Origin of the sequence: Mesorhizobium sp. LNHC232B00 (assembly GCF_000502435.1) — a bacterium.
GTDB classification, from domain to species: domain Bacteria; phylum Pseudomonadota; class Alphaproteobacteria; order Rhizobiales; family Rhizobiaceae; genus Mesorhizobium; species Mesorhizobium opportunistum.
Window position 1 is genome coordinate 259,434 of sequence record NZ_AYWP01000002.1, and the last position, 15,884, is coordinate 275,317.

The window sequence follows — 15,884 nt, forward strand, 5'->3', positions numbered from 1 at the left end:
GCCTTCGGCATCTCCCGGAAAGCATCATGAAAATCATTCAGGTCACGGATGTGCATCTTGGCCGGCGAGGCGAGCGCCGCTTCGGCGCGGACCTGCATCAGCGGCTGGCCTCATGCATCGCACACATCAATGCGCATCACGCCGATGCCGCACTTTGCGTCCTCACCGGCGACCTGACCGAGACCGGCGCGCCGGAGAGCTATGCCGATCTCAGGACGGCCCTGAGCACGCTGTCGATGCCCTGGCGGCTGCTGCCGGGCAACCATGACAGGAGGGCCAATCTCGTCGCGGCGTTTCCGGAAATTCCGGTCGACGAGAACGGCTTCGTGCAGTCGGTCCATGACAGCGGAGACGAAGTCTTGCTGTTCCTCGACTGCCTGGCCGAAGGGCGCGTCGAAGGCGAACTGTGCGGAACGCGGCTTGCCTGGCTGGAAGCCCGGCTTGAACAATCGGCCGGCAGACCCGCCTACATTTTCCTGCACCATCCGCCGGTCGCGCTCGGCCTGCCGCAGCTCGACCCGCTGGCGCTCGAACAACCCGAGCGGCTGCTGGGACTGCTGCGGGACCATGGCAATGTCCGCCACATCTTCTTCGGCCATGTCCATCGCGACATCGCCGGCACGGTCGCTGGCATTCCGTTCTCGGCGCAGCGCGGCCTGCACGCCCGGTTCGAGCTTGCGCTTGACCGATCGAGCGAGACCGTCGAGCAGGCGCCGCCCTCCTATGCGGTCATCCTCATCGACAGCGCCAACCAGCGCGTGGTCGTGCATGGCTGCGATTTTCTCGAGCGGTGGCCGATCTATTCAGCCGAGACCGGCGCGCTCGTCTTGCCGGGCATTGCACCGGAGATGGACTGAGGCCGCATCTTGATCCGTGTTGGCGCCGGTCAGGCGAACACGTGCGCCTTGCCCGACACGGTGAGCCGCACGATCTCGCCGACCGCCGGTGCGTCCATGCCGGATTTGCGCAGGATCAGCGGCGTGTTGCCGATGGCGGCGGCGTCCGGCGGATCGAAATTGTTGAGGAGCCGCACCGCGATCGTGCATGTCGAGCCGGCGAATTCGGATTCCGTCACTTCGCCGAACAGCATGTCAGGGGTGCCCGACATGCCCTCGCGCGATGTCCGTTTCAGCGCGATCTGCTCCGGCCGCAGCATGATGCGGGCGACATCGCGGCTGTCCGGGGAATCGACCGCGATGCGGCCCAGCGGCGAGCTGGCGAAGCCGCCCGATATCCTGGCCGGCAGGATGATGGCATCGCCGAGGAACTCGGCGATCATCCTGTCCTTCGGCCGGAGATAGAGTTCGCGCGGCGTGCCGACCTGCGAGAATTTTCCGTCACGCATAACCGCCACCTGGGCCGCGAAGGACAGCGCCTCGGCCTGGTCGTGGGTCACCAGGATGGTGGTGATGCCGGCGGCCTCCAGCAGTTCGGCCACCGCCTTGCGCATCGAGGCGCGCAGGCCGGTGTCGAGCGCCGAGAACGGCTCGTCGAGCAGCATCAGCCTGGGCTTCATCGCCATGGCGCGGGCGAGCGCCACACGCTGCTGCTGGCCGCCAGAAAGCTCGTGCGGGCGGCGCTTGAGGATCGCCTTGTCCAGCCCGACAATATAGGCGAGCTCGACGATGCGTTCGGCGCGCCTGTCCTCGCTGCGGCTCATGCCGAAACCGATATTGTCCGATATGGTCAGATGCGGGAACAGGGCGCCGTCCTGCGCCACCACGCCAATGCCGCGGCGATGTGCCGGAACGGCAACGCCGCCATTGGCCAGCACCTCGCCGTCGAGCACGATGCGGCCCTGGTCCGGCGCCTCGAAGCCGGCGATCAGCCGCAGCAAGGTCGTCTTGCCGCAGCCGGATGGACCGACGATCGCCGTGCGGCTGCCGCTGGCGATGCTGAGGTCGACGCCGGCCAGTGCGGCGACCGGGCCGTAGTGCTTGTGCAGATCGCGGAGTTCAAGAAAGCTCATCGTCCGGCCATCCGTTTCGACTGGACATAGAGCAGCCAGGTCAGCGGCAGCGACATCGCCACCATGATGAAGGCGTAAGGGGCGGCCGAGGCATAATCGATCTCGCCGCTGTAGGACCAGAACGCCATCGCCAGCGTGCGGGTGCCGTTCGGCGCCAGCATCTGGGTCGCGGTCAGTTCGTTCATGATGCCGAGCGCCACAAGGGCCATGCCGGCCGCGGCACCCGGCGCCGACAGGCGGATCGTCGTCGACCACAGGGCGTTGAGCGGACGCCGGCCGAGGCTGGACGCGGCGCGCTCGAGCTCGACCGGTGCCTGGGCGATCGACGCCCGCAGGCTGACCAGGGCACGTGGCAGGAACATGAGGGCATAGGCGACCAGGATGGTGAACAGGGTCTGATAGAGCGGCAGGGCGATACGCACGGTGATGGTGACCAGAGCCAATGCAATGACCACACCCGGTAGCGAGCCGACGATGTAGTTGCAAGCTTCGAGCAGGCGCTGCAATGGCCCCGGCGCGCGGATCGAGATCCAGGCCATCGGCATGGCGGCGACGGTGGCAAGCAAAGCGCCGGCAAGCGACAGGAACAGCGTCTGGCTGAGAGCCAGGCCGATCTCGTCGAGCCGCCAGACATCGGCGCCGCCGGCGAGCAGCCAGCGGCCGATGGTCACGAACGGCACGCCAAGCGCCAGCAGCGTGACGACGGCAAGCAAGGCCAGGCTCGGGATGGTGGCATGGCCAAGGCGCGCCCTTTGCTGATGCCGCGCCGCGCCGGAGCCGACCCGGGCATAGCGTTCCTCGCCGCGCACCAGCACTTCCAGCCCCAGAAGCACGAAGCAGCAGGTCACCAGGACGCCGGCCAGCATGTTGGCGGCCGGTCCATTGAAGGTCGACTGGAACTGGTCGACGATCGCGGTGGTGAAGGTATCGAAGCGGATGAAGACATAAAGGCCATATTCGGCCAGCAGATGCAGTCCAACCAGCAGCGAACCGCCGCAGATGGCGAGCCTGAGCTGCGGCAGCACCACGCGCTGGAAGACGCGCCAGGGTCCAAGGCCAAGTGCCGCGGCCGCGTCCTCGAGGGCGGGATCGAGGCGACGCAGCGCCGCCGACACCGGCAGATAGAGAAAGGGGAAGTAGGCGATCACCGACACCAGCACGCCGGCCCACAGGCCGTGCAGCCCGGGCACCATGGTGATCCAGGCGTAGCTGTGCACGAAAGCGGGGATGGCGAGCGGCGCCACGCACAGCCAGGCCCAGAACCGGGCGCCGGGCAGGTCGCTGCGTTCGGTCAGCCAGGCGAGCGCCACCGACAGGACGATGGCGATCGGCACGGCCAGCAGCACCAGCAGGCCGGTGTTGACGAGCAGCTCGCCGACACGCGGCCGGAAGACCAGCACCGAGACGGTCTCCCAGCCCGTTTGCACCGCAGTCCATACGATGAAGGCGAGCGGCAGCAGCGCCAGTAGCGAGACGAAGACCGCGGCGGCGACGAGCCAGCGTGCCGCGCGTCGCCGCGCCTTTCGGCGCACCTTCGGCGGCAGGCCCGGGCGCGCGAGATCGACCGCCGACTGCATCAGCTCAGGCGCCGTTCGGTTGCGGCGCGGCGGCGGCAATCATGGGACCACGGTCGCGGTCAGGAACGCAGCGTGTAGTCATGGACGAATGCATCTCGAAAACAAAACGCTCCCGCGGAAGGCAAAGTCCCGCGGGAGCACGGTCGGTTGCCCTTATTAGGACGAACGACAACTAAAGCAAGCCGGCTGCCGTCATCAGGTCGGTGACCTTCTTGGAGTTCAGCGTCGCGGCGTCGACCTTCGGCGCCTGCAGGTCGACCAGCGGCACCAGCTTGGGATTGGACTCCGCGCCCTTGCCAACCGCGTATTCGAAGGAGGTTCCGTTCTTCAGCACGTCCTGGCCGCCCTTGCCGGTCACCCATTTCAGGAAAGCCTGGGCTTCCTTCGGGTGCTTGCTCGAGGCAAGCACGCCGCCACCGGAAACGGAGACGAAAGCGCCCGGATCCTGGTTCTTGAAATAGTGCAGCGCGACGTTCTTGCTGTTTTCGCCGGTCTTGGCCTGATCGCCGAAATAGTAATAGTGGTAGATCACGCCGCCTTCGATCTCGCCGGCGTTGACCGCCTTCATCACGGTGCTGTTGCCCTTATAGGCGGTGAAGTTCGCCTTCATCGCCTTCAGCCAGTCCGCCGTGGCGGCCTCGCCCTTGAGCTGCAGCAATGCGCTGACGATGGCCTGGAAATCGGCGCCCGAGGGCGATGCCGCCCAACGGCCTTTCCAGCTCGGGTCGGCGAGATCGAGTAGTGACTTGGGCAACTGGTCGGCCTTGAGCTTGGTGGTGTTGTAGGCGAAAACGGTGCTGCGCGCGGCCACACCCACCCATTTGCCGCTGGCCGCCTGATAGTCCTGCGGGACCTGGGCCAGCGTGTCGGCGTCGACTGGCGCGAACAGGCCGGCGTTCTCGACCAGCACCATGGCCGGCGAATTCTCCGTCAGGAACACGTCGGCGGGCGAGGCGGTGCCTTCGGCGACGATCTGATTGGAGAAATCGCTGTCGCCGCCATTGCGCAAGGTGACCTTGATGCCGGTTTCCTTGGTAAACCCTTCAGCCCATTCCTTGGCCAGGCTTTCGTGCTGGGCGTTGTAGACGATGATGCCGGCATCTTCGGCCATGGCCGGACTGGCGGCCAGGCCGATTGCAAGCGCAGTGGCACCGGCAAGGGCGCAAAGGGTGTATTTCATGGCGTCATCCTCGATCTCGTTGGTCTTGGCACGCTGCACCTACCTATACCTGACATCGGTAGTCAACATTGTCGATCTGCTTCAATCGGTCGCTGAGCTACGAGAGGGACAATTCCACGTGATGGAAGGCCGGATGGCGGCTTCTTCGCTAAGCGTACTCGCAACGCCTGTAAGGCGGTGGGCGGCCGGGCTTCAGGACCCGCAAACTTTCGTGACTTGCCCGTAGTTTGGCTTGGACATTATTTCGCCGGCCACGTAACAAATCAGTACCGAGGCGCGAAAATCGGGGAGTGAACTCTTGTGAGCGGCAAGGACGAGGCCGAGCTTTCCCGACTGTTGCGGGCCGCGATCGCGGGAGATGAAAGGGCCTACGCCGACTTTCTGCATCGGATCGCCGCGCTGGTGCGCGGTTTTGTCAGGCGCAAGATCGTGCAGGGCGGGGTCGATCCCGAGGATGTCGTGCAGGAAACCTTGCTGGCCATTCATGTGAAGCGGCATACCTGGCGCCAGGACGCGCCGGTATTGCCCTGGGTCTATGCGATCGCCCGCTTCAAGCTTATCGATGCATTCCGGCGGCGCGGACGGCGCATCGAGATCGACGTCGAAGACATCGCCGAGACGTTCGCCGAGCCGGAAACCGAGACCGTCAGCGAACGCGACATAAACCGGGCCTTGGGCGGACTACCGCCGGCACAGCGTTCCGTGGTCTCGGCCATATCCGTGGAAGGCCGCTCGATCGGCGAGACGGCGGCGAAGTTCGGCATCAGCGAGACGGCGGTGCGCGTGTCGCTGCATCGAGGGCTTGCCGCGATAGCCAAGAGATTTGGGCAGGGTCGGTTCGGGCGGGAATGACATGAGGACTGACGATCTCATCAAGGCGCTGGACGCCGATGCAGGCAGCAAGGCGATGCCGTTGCGCTCGGCGTGGTGGCTGGCCGCCGGTGCGGCAATTGTCATCGCGGCAGTCGTTTTCCTGCTCACGATCGGTCCGCGTCCCGACTTCATGGCGGCCGCGCACACGATGCGCTTTTTGTCCAAATTCGTTTTCACCATCGTGCTGGCCATCAGCGCCTTTGCCCTGATCCGCGCCCTGTCGACGCCAGGTGCCGCGACAGGCCGGGCCATGGCCGGGATGATTGCCGCGCCGCTGCTGGTGGCCGTGGCGGTGGGCCTGGAGCTCTTCATGGTGCCGGAGGAGCTGTGGAGCACGCGCATGGTCGGGTCCAACATGATGATCTGCATGGGCTTCATCCCGCTGATCGGGATCGGCCCGCTTGCGATCTTCCTTTGGATGCTGCGTTACGGCGCGCCGACGCGGCCCGTGCTAGCCGGCACGGTCGCGGGCCTGCTCGCCGGGGGGCTGGCCGCGACCTTCTATGCCGCGCATTGTTTCGACGATTCGCCGCTTTTCGTTGCCACCTGGTATACGATCGCGATCGCGGCGCTCGCCTTGCTTGGCGCGCTCGGCGGACGGTTTTTCGTGCGCTGGTAGCACGATACCGCGTCCCGGCCGATGCATACCGATCCTTAATCATGCCGGCAATTGTTTGCCGGTTTCCCATGCCGCCAGTACCCCAGACGCAACCTTTCCTTAAAATCGATCCTTCAAGGTTTTCACGGGAAGAAGCGATTGCCCACGGGGGTGGCACGGATCGTGACATTGCGAGGAACCATCGGGCCAGGATTTTACAGGCAGGCAGCGCTGGCGCTGCTTGTGGCCTGCGTTGCCATGGTGGCGGCCTCGATCCTGCTCGCGAGGCTGAGCCTCGATGCCAAGGCGCTCAAGCTCTCCCTGCAAGTGTCGGTCGCGGTGGCGGTCAGCGCGGTTTTCCTCGCCGGCCTGTTCATTCGCCGCATCTCCGACGACCGGCGGCAGATCGCGGAGAGCGAGCAGCGGTTCCGCCGGGCCATGGAGGATTCGGCGATCGGCATCGCGGTCGTCGGGTTGGACGGGCGCATCATCGAGGCCAATCCGGCCTTCGCGGCCATGCTTGGCTACAGCCGCGAGGAGATCGAGGCGCTGACCTTCTTCCAGATCACGCATCCCGACGACCTGCAGATCGGGCGCGAAACGATGGACGGCCTGAAGGCGGGCACCGTCCACGCCTTCCAGTTCGAGAAGCGCTACCTCAAGAAGGACGGCACACCCATCTGGGCTCATCTTGCCGGCTCCGTCATTCGTGACGAGACAAGCGGGCGGCCGCTCTATCTCGTGTCGCAGATCGAGGACATCGACGCGCGCAAGCAGGCCGAGGTGCGTATTGCCGAGGCCGAAACGCGCTGGAATTTCGCGCTGGCCGGCGCCGGTCAAGGCGTCTGGGACCTCGACATGCGCAAGGGCGGCACGACCTACTCCTCGACCTGGGTCAAGATGCTCGGCTATGCCGACGGCGAACTCGATGGCGACCCCGACCATTGGCTGACGATGATCCATCCCGACGATCGCGAGGCTGTTGCCACTGCGGATCGGGCGCATCTCGACGGCAACACGGAATTCTTCGAAGCCGAGTTCAGGATGCGTCATAAGGACGGCCACTGGGTGTGGATCCTCGACCGCGGCAAAGCCATCGAACGCGACGCGGCCGGGCGTTTGACCAGGGCCATCGGCAGCTTGACCGACATCACCCGGCGCAAGGAGGCCGAAGAGCGCCTGACGGTCTCAGCGGCAATGCTGGCCGACGAGAAGGAACGGCTCAGGGTGACGCTGCAGTCCATCGGTGATGCGGTCATCTGCACCGATGCCGCAAATCGCGTCACCTTCATGAACCCGGTCGCCGAGAAGCTGACCGGCGTTTCCGGCGACGAGGCGCTCGGCAAGACGCTCGGCCATGTCTATTGGGCGGTCGACGAGGAGACGGGGCAGAGGATCGGCGTGGCACGGCCGGCGATCGGAGCGGCGGCGCCCTCCGACCAGAACAGCCGAGCCGTGCTCATCCGGCGCGACGACACGCGCTGCAGCATCCGCCAGGTGGTGTCGCCGATCATCAACGAGCGCAACGAATTCTGCGGGCTGGTCATCGTCTTCCAGGATTTCACGGATGCGCGGGCCCTGCAGCGGCAGCTTGCCCATGCCGCCGCGCACGACGCGCTGACCGGCCTTGCCAATCGTTCGAGCTTCATCCGAACCATGGAGGAACTGGTCGATCAGGCCCGTAAGGACGCCGCGGCGGCTGGAGGCGGCAGGCATCAGTTCATGTTCATCGACCTCGACCACTTCAAACTGGTCAACGACACCGGCGGTCACGCTGCCGGAGACGCTTTGCTGAAGCGTGTCGCAGAGGCTGTTCGCGGCGTGCTCGACCCTGAAGATATCGTGGCGCGGCTGGGTGGCGACGAATTCGCAGTCATCCTGAAATCGGCTTCGACCGCTGGCGCCGGGATCGCGGCACGCTCGATCATCGATGCGATAGCCGGCCTTGATTTCATCTGGGATGATCGGCCGCACGCGATCGGCGCGAGCATCGGGCTTACCGCGATCTGCGCCGATTGCGGCGAAGTCGACGAGATCATCGCAAGGGCCGACGCCGCTTGCTATGCGGCCAAGGCGGCCGGCCGCGGATGCGTTTCCGTGGCGCTGGATGACAAGATCACCGACGACAGGTCGGAGCCATCCAGGCCGCTCGCCGCGGCATCCTGAACGGCCGACGCGTCACACTTTTCCTGGAATTGCGTCAGCGCGTCGGAACGGGGTGCTCGCCGCGATAGTCATAGAAGCCGCGTCCGGTCTTGCGGCCGAGCCAGCCGGCCTCGACATATTTGACCAGCAGCGGGCAGGGGCGATATTTCGAGTCCGACAGGCCGTCATGCAGCACCTGCATGATCGACAGGCAGGTATCGAGCCCAATGAAATCGGCCAGCTGCAGCGGTCCCATCGGGTGGTTGGCGCCGAGCCGCATGGCGGTGTCGATGGCATCGACCGAGCCGACACCTTCATAGAGCGTGTAGATGGCCTCGTTGATCATCGGCAGCAGGATGCGGTTGACGATGAAGGCCGGGAAATCCTCCGAGACCGTGATCGTCTTGTCGAGCTGCTTCACATAGGTCTTTGCCGCCTCGAAGGTCTGGTCCTCGGTGGCGATGCCGCGCACCAGTTCGACCAGCTTCATCAGCGGGACGGGATTCATGAAATGTATGCCGATGAAGCGTTCCGGCCTGTCGGTCTGCGCGGCGAGCCGCGTGATCGAGATCGACGAGGTGTTGGTCGCCAGGATGGCTTCGGGGTTGAGCTGCGGGCAGAGCTGGGCGTAGATCTTGCGCTTGACCGTCTCGTCCTCGGTGGCCGCCTCGATCACCAGGTCGGCGCCGGCCAGATCGGCCATCGCCGGTGCGGACGCAATGCGCGCCATCGCCTGGTTGCGCAGCTTCTCGTCGAGCTTGCCGGACCCCACCTGGCGGGCCATGTTGCCGCTGATGGTGGCGATGCCCTTCTCGATGCGGTCGGGCGAAATATCGTAGATCAGCACCTTGTAGCCCGATAGCGCGGAGACATGGGCGATGCCGCCGCCCATCTGGCCTGCGCCGATGATGCCGATCGTCTCGATCTTGCTCATTACACCGATCCCGTCCGGAGCCCTTCCGCCTGAACCGCGAAAGCGCTCCACCTCTTTGTCTTACCGCAATTCCGGACGCAAAACCGCTGCGCACTTTTGCTGGAATTGCTTTTAGCCTTTGCGGCCTGCTTTTTGTGCGGTGCAAACTAAAAGGGCGGGGCGACTTCGTCTACCCCACCCCTGGTATTTAATACGCTTTGCCAGAGAGCGTCAAAGCGCCTTCTGCAACTCCGGCAGGACGACGAAGAGATCGCCGACGAGGCCGTAGTCGGCAACCTGGAAGATCGGCGCCTCCTCGTCCTTGTTGATGGCGACGATGACCTTGGAATCCTTCATGCCGGCAAGGTGCTGGATGGCGCCGGAAATGCCGACCGCGATGTAGAGATCGGGGGCGACGACCTTGCCGGTCTGGCCGACCTGCCAGTCGTTCGGCGCATAGCCGGCGTCGACGGCGGCGCGGGACGCACCGACGGCGGCACCGAGCTTGTCGGCGACCGGCAGGATGACCTCCTGGAACTTCTCCGAGGAGCCGAGCGCACGGCCACCCGAGATGATGATCTTGGCCGAGGTCAGTTCCGGACGGTCGGTCTCCGACAGCTTGTTTTCGACAAAGGACGACAGGCCGGGGTTGGCCGCGGCCTTCACCGTCTCGACCGCTGCCGAGCCGCCCTCGGGCGCCGCCTGGAAGGAGGCGGTGCGCACGGTGATGACCTTCTTGGCGTCGGTCGACTGAACGGTCTGGATGGCGTTGCCGGCATAGATCGGGCGCTTGAAGGTATCAGGCGACACCACTTCGATAATCTCGGACACTTGCGCAACATCGAGCAGGGCCGCCACGCGCGGTGCGACGTTCTTGCCCGACGAGGTCGCCGGCGCGATGATGGTGTCGTAGCTGCATGCCAGCGACACGACGAGTGCCGCCGTCGGCTCGGCAAGGCGCTCGGCGAGCTCGTCGGCTTCGGCGAGCAGCACCTTGCTCACGCCCTTGAGCTTGGCGGCGGCGTCAGCCGCGCCCTTGGCGCTCTTGCCGGCCACCAGCACATGCACGTCCGAGCCGATCTGCAGGGCCGCCGAAAGCGCCTTGGCGGTCTGGTCGGAAAGGGTGGCGTTGTCGTGTTCGGCGATGAGGAGAATGGTCATGTTATCTGTTCCTTCCGATCTCAGAGCACGCCGGCTTCGTTCTTCAGCTTGTCGACCAGTTCGGCGACGCTCTTGACCTTGACGCCCGCCTTGCGGCCGCTGGGCTCCTCGGTCTTGATGACCTTGAGGCGCGGCTTGACGTCGGCGCCGTAATCGGCCGGGCTCTTCTCGTCGAGCGGCTTCTTCTTGGCCTTCATGATGTTGGGCAGCGAGGCGTAGCGCGGCTGGTTGAGGCGAAGATCGGCGGTGACGATCGCCGGCATCTTCAGTTCCACCGTCTGGAGGCCACCGTCGACTTCGCGGGTCACCTTGGCCTTGTCGCCGTCGAGCACGACCTTGGAGGCGAATGTCCCTTGAGCCCAGCCCAGAAGTGCGGCCAGCATCTGGCCGGTCTGATTGCTGTCGTCGTCGATCGCCTGCTTGCCGAGGATGACGAGCCCGGGCTGCTCCGCATCGACCACGCCCTTCAGCACCTTGGCGACACCGAGCGGCTCGGTCTGTTCGTCGGTCTTGACCAGGATGGCGCGGTCGGCGCCCATGGCGAGCGCGGTGCGCAAGGTTTCCTGCGCCTGCTGCGGTCCAACAGAAACGACGATGATCTCTTCGGCCTTGCCGGCTTCCTTCAGCCGGATCGCCTCTTCGACCGCGATCTCGTCGAACGGGTTCATCGCCATCTTGACGTTGGCGAGTTCAACCGACGAACCATCAGCCTTCACGCGAACCTTCACATTCGCATCCACAACCCGCTTCACGGGCACAAGGATCTTCATTTGCCTGTCACCTCTTCACGCTAGTTGGGCGCGCTATAACAGCCTGCGCCCCTTCTGAGTTGTCGAAAGCCGACATTCCTGACTGAATTCCGGCCAGACGGAATTCTGGCCGGATGGAAATTCTGGTCTTTGCCCGCCTTTAGGCTGCGGCGGAGACGTTTCCGTAGTTGCGGCAACCCTTGACGTCAATACGCCGCAAGCGGCTCAAATCGGTTCAGTTCGGGCCGGAAGGGTTTCCCCGGCCCCAGCGCGTCGTCGCGGCGGACGGCTCGGGCGTTGCCGGCCGGGCCGCGAGCGGCGGCGGCTCGGGAGCGGCGGCCNGGCTCGGGAGCGGCGGCCGGGATATCCTCGTCGGCGCCTGCAAACAGCGGCACCCCACGGCTGCGCAGGACAAGCACCAGCACGGCTCCGGCGATGATGCCTCCGATGTGGCAGGCCCAGGAAATCTGGTCCTCGCCACCGGCGGCGAACATGACGATCTGGAACAGCACCCACAGGACAAGCGGGATGAAGGCCGGAATACGCAAGGGAATACGGGCAAAGGCCAGCACCCAGACCTTCACCCTGGGGTAAAGGATGAGATAGGCGACGACCACGCCCGCGATGGCGCCGGACGCGCCGATCAGCGGCACTTGGGAGTCCCATGCGACCAGCCCCTGGAAGGCGGCCCCGGCGACAGCGCACAGGAGATAGAAGATCAGGTAGCGGATATGGCCGAGCGCGTCCTCGACATTGTCGCCGAACACCCACAGGAACAGCATGTTGCCGCCGAGGTGGAAGATGTCGGCGTGCAGGAAGGAGTAGGTGAGGTAGCTCAGGCTTTCAGGGATGACGATGAAGCGCGGGTCGAGTTCCGCCGTGTTGTGGACGACGGACGGGATGAAGCCGAGGCCGAGCACGGCGGCATTGGTGAAGTTCTCGCCGCCGAGTGCGGTGGCGCAATAAACCAGCGCGTTGGCCACGATCAGACCGATCGTCACATATTGCAGCCGGATATGGCGCAGCCTGTTGGTGTCGTAAAGCGGGATGAACATGCGTGTCTGGTTCCCTTCCGCTTTTCGATCAGTTCAGCGGTTCTTGCCGGGAACCCATAGCACGTCGCCATTTCCGTTGTCATTGACCGCGCGGGCGGCGACAAACAGGAAATCCGAGACGCGATTGATGTATTTCAGCCCGTCGCCATTGACGTGTTCCGCCGGATCCTGGGCGAGCGCCACCATCAGCCGCTCGGCCCGCCGCGCCACCGTGCGGGCGAGATGCAGGGTCGCCGCCGCCGGCGTGCCGCCGTTCAGCACGAAGGATTTGAGCGGCTGGAGATCCTTGTTGAGCAGGTCGATGTCCTTCTCGACACGGTCGGTCTGCGCGGCGGTGATCCGCAAGGGCTCATAGCCGAGCGGCTTGCCGTCGTCGGGCACCGCCAGGTCGGCGCCGAGGTCGAAGAAGTCGTTCTGGATGCGCGAAAGCATGGCATCGATCGCCGGGTGGGTTCCCGCCGTGTGCACGCGCGCCATGCCGATGCAGGCATTGGCTTCGTCGACCGTGCCGTAGGCATCCACCCGCAGATCGGATTTCAGCCGCCTTTCGCCGGTGCCGAGGCCCGTTGTGCCGTCATCGCCGGTGCGGGTGTAGATCTTGTTGAGCTTGACCACATCGCCTCCCGAACGACGTCACTTGCGGGTGAAATACACCGCCAGCAGGATCAGCAACAGCGCCACGGCCTGCAGCATGACGCGCGCCTGCATCAGCTTGTTCGATGTGACGCCGGAACCGCCGCGCATCATATTGATGAGGCCGCGGACCAGCACGATTGCCACGGCGACCATGACCAGAATGGCGAGGATGTTGAAGACGGTTGCCATGTTGCGTTCCAGTTGTTTCGGGTTAGGCGCGTTTGGCCATCAGGCGGTAGAGCATCGATGCCGGCAGCAAGCGCTTGAGCGCCGCGCCGATCCTGGCCGGCACTGTTACCACATAGTGCGGGCGCGGGCGCCGCGACAGAAGTGCATGGCGTAGAACCTTGTAGACCACTTCCGGCCCGGGCTTCAGCGCCGACTGGCTGCCGCCGGCGCGCAGCCGCTCCAACTGCGCCGCGTAGTCCACGCGATGCACGGAATTCTCGAGGTCGATGTTTTTCAGGAACCAGGGCAGGCCGTTGCTGGCGATCTTCGATTTGACCGGCCCCGGCTCGATCAGCGAAACATGGACGCCGCTGCCTTCCAGTTCCTGGCGCTGGCAGAGCATCAGGGCCTCGAGCGCATGCTTCGATGCCGAATAGGCGCCGCGAAAGCGCACCGGCACCAGGCCAAGGATCGACGAGCAATGGACGATGCGGCCGTGGCCCTGGCGGCGCATCACCGGTACCAGACGGCGGGTCAAGTCATGCCAGCCGAAGAAATTGACCTCGAACTGCTCCTTGAGCGCCGCCACCGACAAGTCCTCGACGGCGCCGGCCTGCGCGTAGGCGCCGTTGTTGAACAGCGCGTCCAGCCTTCCGCCGGTGCGTTCGAGCACTGAAGTCACCAGGGCGGCGATCGAACCCGGATCGCTGTAGTCGAGATGGAAGGCCTCGATGCCGTCGGTTTCGAGAGCGGCGATGTCTTCGGGTTTTCGCGCCGTCGCGAACACCCGCCAGCCCTCGGCCTTCAATGCGCGTGCGCAAAAGGCGCCTATGCCGGAGGACGCACCGGTGACGATGATGGTGCGCAACTCTGTTGCGGGCGAATTCGTGTTTTGACGAAGGGTTGCCATTTGTCGCATTCACTTCCCATATTCGCGGCGTCGAGACAATCGAAGGGAGCGCGCGTTCTTGCTGCGGAATATTGTCGCCCTGCGCCGCGTGCTCTACGACGCGATCGGCCATTTCAATACCGATGACGGCTGGGCGATGGCCAGCCATCTGGCGATCACCTCGCTGATGGCGCTGTTTCCGTTCCTGATCTTCGCCACCACGCTGGGCAGTTTCCTCGGCGCCCAGGCCTTCGCCGACACGGCCGTGCATCTGGTCTTCGACACCTGGCCGGATCAGATCGCCAAGCCGATCGCGCATGAGGTGCTGAACGTGCTGACCGTCAGGCGCACCGACCTGTTGACCTACGGCGTGCTGCTGGCGGCCTATTTCGCCTCGAACGGCATCGAGGCGCTGCGCACGTCGCTCAACCGGGCTTACCGCGTCACGGAGACGCGCGGCATCATCTATCGCCGGGTGCAGAGCATCTTCTTCGTGCTGATCGCCACCGCCGGGTTCCTGGCAATCAGCGTGCTCCTGGTGTTCGCGCCGCTGCTGGCGCGGCTGGCGGAAGCCCATTTCGAGTGGATCAAGCCCTATACCGGCACGATCACGCTGTGGCGCTACGTCATCGCCTCAGCCGTCATCATCGGCGGCTTGTTTGCCGTCCACTACTGGCTGCCGGCCGGCCAGCGCCGTTTCGTCTCGCTGGTGCCCGGCATCATCTTCACACTGGCCGCATGGCTTATCGGCTCGACCATATTCGCCACCTATCTCGACCATTTCTCGTCCTATGTGACGACCTATGCTGGTCTCGCCTCGATCATGATCGCGGTGGTTTTCCTCTACATCGTCTCGGCGATCTTCATCCTCGGCGGCGAGCTCAATGCCGCGATCAGCCGCTATCTGGAGGCACGTGCGCGGGTGGGATGACGGGCCGAATTGGAAGAACTGAGGAATTGAGGAACTGAAGAATTGGAGAAGAAGTAGACAGCGCCAAATATGGCCGATTTTTCCCTCAATTCCTCAATTCCTCAATTCCTCAATTCCTCAATTCCTCAATTCCTCAATTCCTCAGTTCCTCAATTCCACAGTTCTTCCCTTCGCCTGCCGAGCCGTTGCCAGGCCGACGCCGAAGGTCGTGATCGCCATGCCGACGATCTGCAGTGCGTTGAGCTGCTCGTCGAAGAGTGCCCAGGCGATGATCGCTGTCACCGCCGGCACCAGGTAGAATAGCGAGGCGACTTTCGACATCTCGCCGTCGCGGATCATCACCATCAGCAGGAAAATGGCGCCGAGCGACAGCACCAGAACCAGCCAGGCCATGGCGAAGATCAGTTCGCCATTGATGATGACGGTATGGGTTTCGAAAGCGAGCGCGGCCAGGATCATCAGGCAAGCACCGCCGACATATTGCCACATGGTGGCTACGACGAGGTCGCCGCCGGAAGCGAAGCGCTTCTGCCAGATGGTGCCGGCGCTCATGCCGAGCACCGAGACCAGCGAAGCGATCAATGTCGCCGCCGTCACTCCGCCGCCGAGCGCGCCGAGCTTGGGCCACAGCACGATGACGATGCCGATCAGGCCGATGCCAAGGCCAAGCCAGTGGCGCGGCAGGATGGCCTCGCCGAGGAACTTGCCGGCAAGCACGGCCGTGATCAGCGGCTGCAGGCCGACGATCAGGGCTGAAAACCCGGCCGGCATGCCCCTGTGGATGGCCCAGAAGACGGCGCCGAGATAGACGCCATGCATCAGCACGCCGGCGCCAGTGGCGTGCAATGCCTGCTTGCGGGTGGCTCGTTTCGAGCCCAGCACAAGCGTCAGGATGGCCAGCAGGATCGCGGCTATCACGAACCGTGCGGCAAGGAAGGTGAACGGTTCGGCCCATGGCATGGCGTAGCGGGCGCCGATGAAGCCGGTCGCCCACAAGACGACGAAGGTGGCGGGGATGAACCGCTTGATGCTGTGCATTT

General features: G+C 64.6%; 15 protein-coding genes and 1 pseudogene. 5 read left to right on the plus strand and 11 right to left on the minus strand.

The window, feature by feature from the left end; all coding sequences use genetic code 11:
* Positions 1–26: 26 nt before the first annotated feature.
* A complete protein-coding gene (locus tag X743_RS165240; protein ID WP_023763896.1) occupies positions 27–857 on the plus strand; it encodes a phosphodiesterase in 831 nt (276 codons plus the stop codon).
* Positions 858–886: 29 nt separating this feature from the next.
* Here the strand turns inward: X743_RS165240 and X743_RS165235 are convergent, their stop codons facing one another.
* From X743_RS165235 to X743_RS165225, 3 genes are all read right to left on the minus strand, one after another.
* On the minus strand, positions 887–1,969 hold the full coding sequence (locus X743_RS165235; RefSeq protein WP_023763897.1) for an ABC transporter ATP-binding protein: 1,083 nt from the start codon (positions 1,967–1,969) through the stop codon (positions 887–889).
* Positions 1,966–3,546, minus strand: coding sequence for an iron ABC transporter permease (locus X743_RS165230; protein WP_023763898.1), 1,581 nt, complete (start codon positions 3,544–3,546; stop codon positions 1,966–1,968). Before X743_RS165230 ends, X743_RS165235 begins: the two co-directional genes overlap by 4 nt.
* A gap of 172 nt (positions 3,547–3,718) precedes the next feature.
* On the minus strand, positions 3,719–4,726 hold the full coding sequence (locus X743_RS165225) for an iron ABC transporter substrate-binding protein (protein WP_023763899.1): 1,008 nt from the start codon (positions 4,724–4,726) through the stop codon (positions 3,719–3,721).
* 300 nt (positions 4,727–5,026) lie between these two features.
* On the opposite strand from X743_RS165225, the gene X743_RS165220 reads away from it, so the two are divergent.
* The 3 genes from X743_RS165220 to X743_RS165210 all read left to right on the plus strand — a co-directional run bounded on the left by X743_RS165220 (position 5,027) and on the right by X743_RS165210 (position 8,363).
* Positions 5,027–5,578, plus strand: a complete 552-nt coding sequence (locus X743_RS165220; protein ID WP_023763900.1) for a sigma-70 family RNA polymerase sigma factor — start codon at positions 5,027–5,029, stop codon at positions 5,576–5,578.
* A gap of 1 nt (position 5,579) precedes the next feature.
* Entirely contained in the window at positions 5,580–6,218 is a 639-nt protein-coding gene (locus tag X743_RS165215; RefSeq protein ID WP_023763901.1) for an NrsF family protein, read from the plus strand.
* A gap of 162 nt (positions 6,219–6,380) precedes the next feature.
* On the plus strand, positions 6,381–8,363 hold the full coding sequence (locus X743_RS165210) for a PAS domain S-box protein (protein WP_245264150.1): 1,983 nt from the start codon (positions 6,381–6,383) through the stop codon (positions 8,361–8,363).
* 34 nt (positions 8,364–8,397) lie between these two features.
* Here the strand turns inward: X743_RS165210 and X743_RS165205 are convergent, their stop codons facing one another.
* The 7 genes and pseudogenes from X743_RS165205 to X743_RS165180 form a co-directional block, all read right to left on the minus strand.
* A complete protein-coding gene (locus tag X743_RS165205) occupies positions 8,398–9,276 on the minus strand; it encodes a 3-hydroxybutyryl-CoA dehydrogenase (RefSeq protein WP_013892834.1) in 879 nt (292 codons plus the stop codon).
* Between the two features lie 210 nt (positions 9,277–9,486).
* A complete protein-coding gene (locus X743_RS165200; protein WP_023763903.1) occupies positions 9,487–10,416 on the minus strand; it encodes an electron transfer flavoprotein subunit alpha/FixB family protein in 930 nt (309 codons plus the stop codon).
* A gap of 20 nt (positions 10,417–10,436) precedes the next feature.
* Entirely contained in the window at positions 10,437–11,186 is a 750-nt protein-coding gene (locus X743_RS165195; RefSeq protein WP_023763904.1) for an electron transfer flavoprotein subunit beta/FixA family protein, read from the minus strand.
* A gap of 214 nt (positions 11,187–11,400) precedes the next feature.
* Positions 11,401–12,220: pseudogene (locus tag X743_RS01000000168585) on the minus strand (rhomboid family intramembrane serine protease).
* A 33-nt stretch (positions 12,221–12,253) separates the two neighbouring features.
* On the minus strand, positions 12,254–12,835 hold the full coding sequence (locus X743_RS165190) for a cob(I)yrinic acid a,c-diamide adenosyltransferase (protein ID WP_023763905.1): 582 nt from the start codon (positions 12,833–12,835) through the stop codon (positions 12,254–12,256).
* Between the two features lie 18 nt (positions 12,836–12,853).
* Positions 12,854–13,045, minus strand: a complete 192-nt coding sequence (locus X743_RS165185) for a twin transmembrane helix small protein (protein ID WP_013892839.1) — start codon at positions 13,043–13,045, stop codon at positions 12,854–12,856.
* A 22-nt stretch (positions 13,046–13,067) separates the two neighbouring features.
* Positions 13,068–13,934, minus strand: a complete 867-nt coding sequence (locus X743_RS165180) for an SDR family oxidoreductase (protein ID WP_084555423.1) — start codon at positions 13,932–13,934, stop codon at positions 13,068–13,070.
* A 58-nt stretch (positions 13,935–13,992) separates the two neighbouring features.
* On the opposite strand from X743_RS165180, the gene X743_RS165175 reads away from it, so the two are divergent.
* Positions 13,993–14,844 carry a YihY/virulence factor BrkB family protein gene (locus X743_RS165175; protein WP_031250575.1) on the plus strand — a complete coding sequence of 284 codons (852 nt, stop codon included), beginning with the start codon at positions 13,993–13,995 and terminating at the stop codon, positions 14,842–14,844.
* 141 nt (positions 14,845–14,985) lie between these two features.
* On the opposite strand, the gene X743_RS165170 is transcribed toward X743_RS165175, so the two are convergent.
* Positions 14,986–15,882 (minus strand): DMT family transporter, encoded by an 897-nt coding sequence (locus tag X743_RS165170; RefSeq protein WP_023763908.1) that lies wholly within the window; start codon positions 15,880–15,882, stop codon positions 14,986–14,988.
* Positions 15,883–15,884 lie beyond the last annotated feature (2 nt).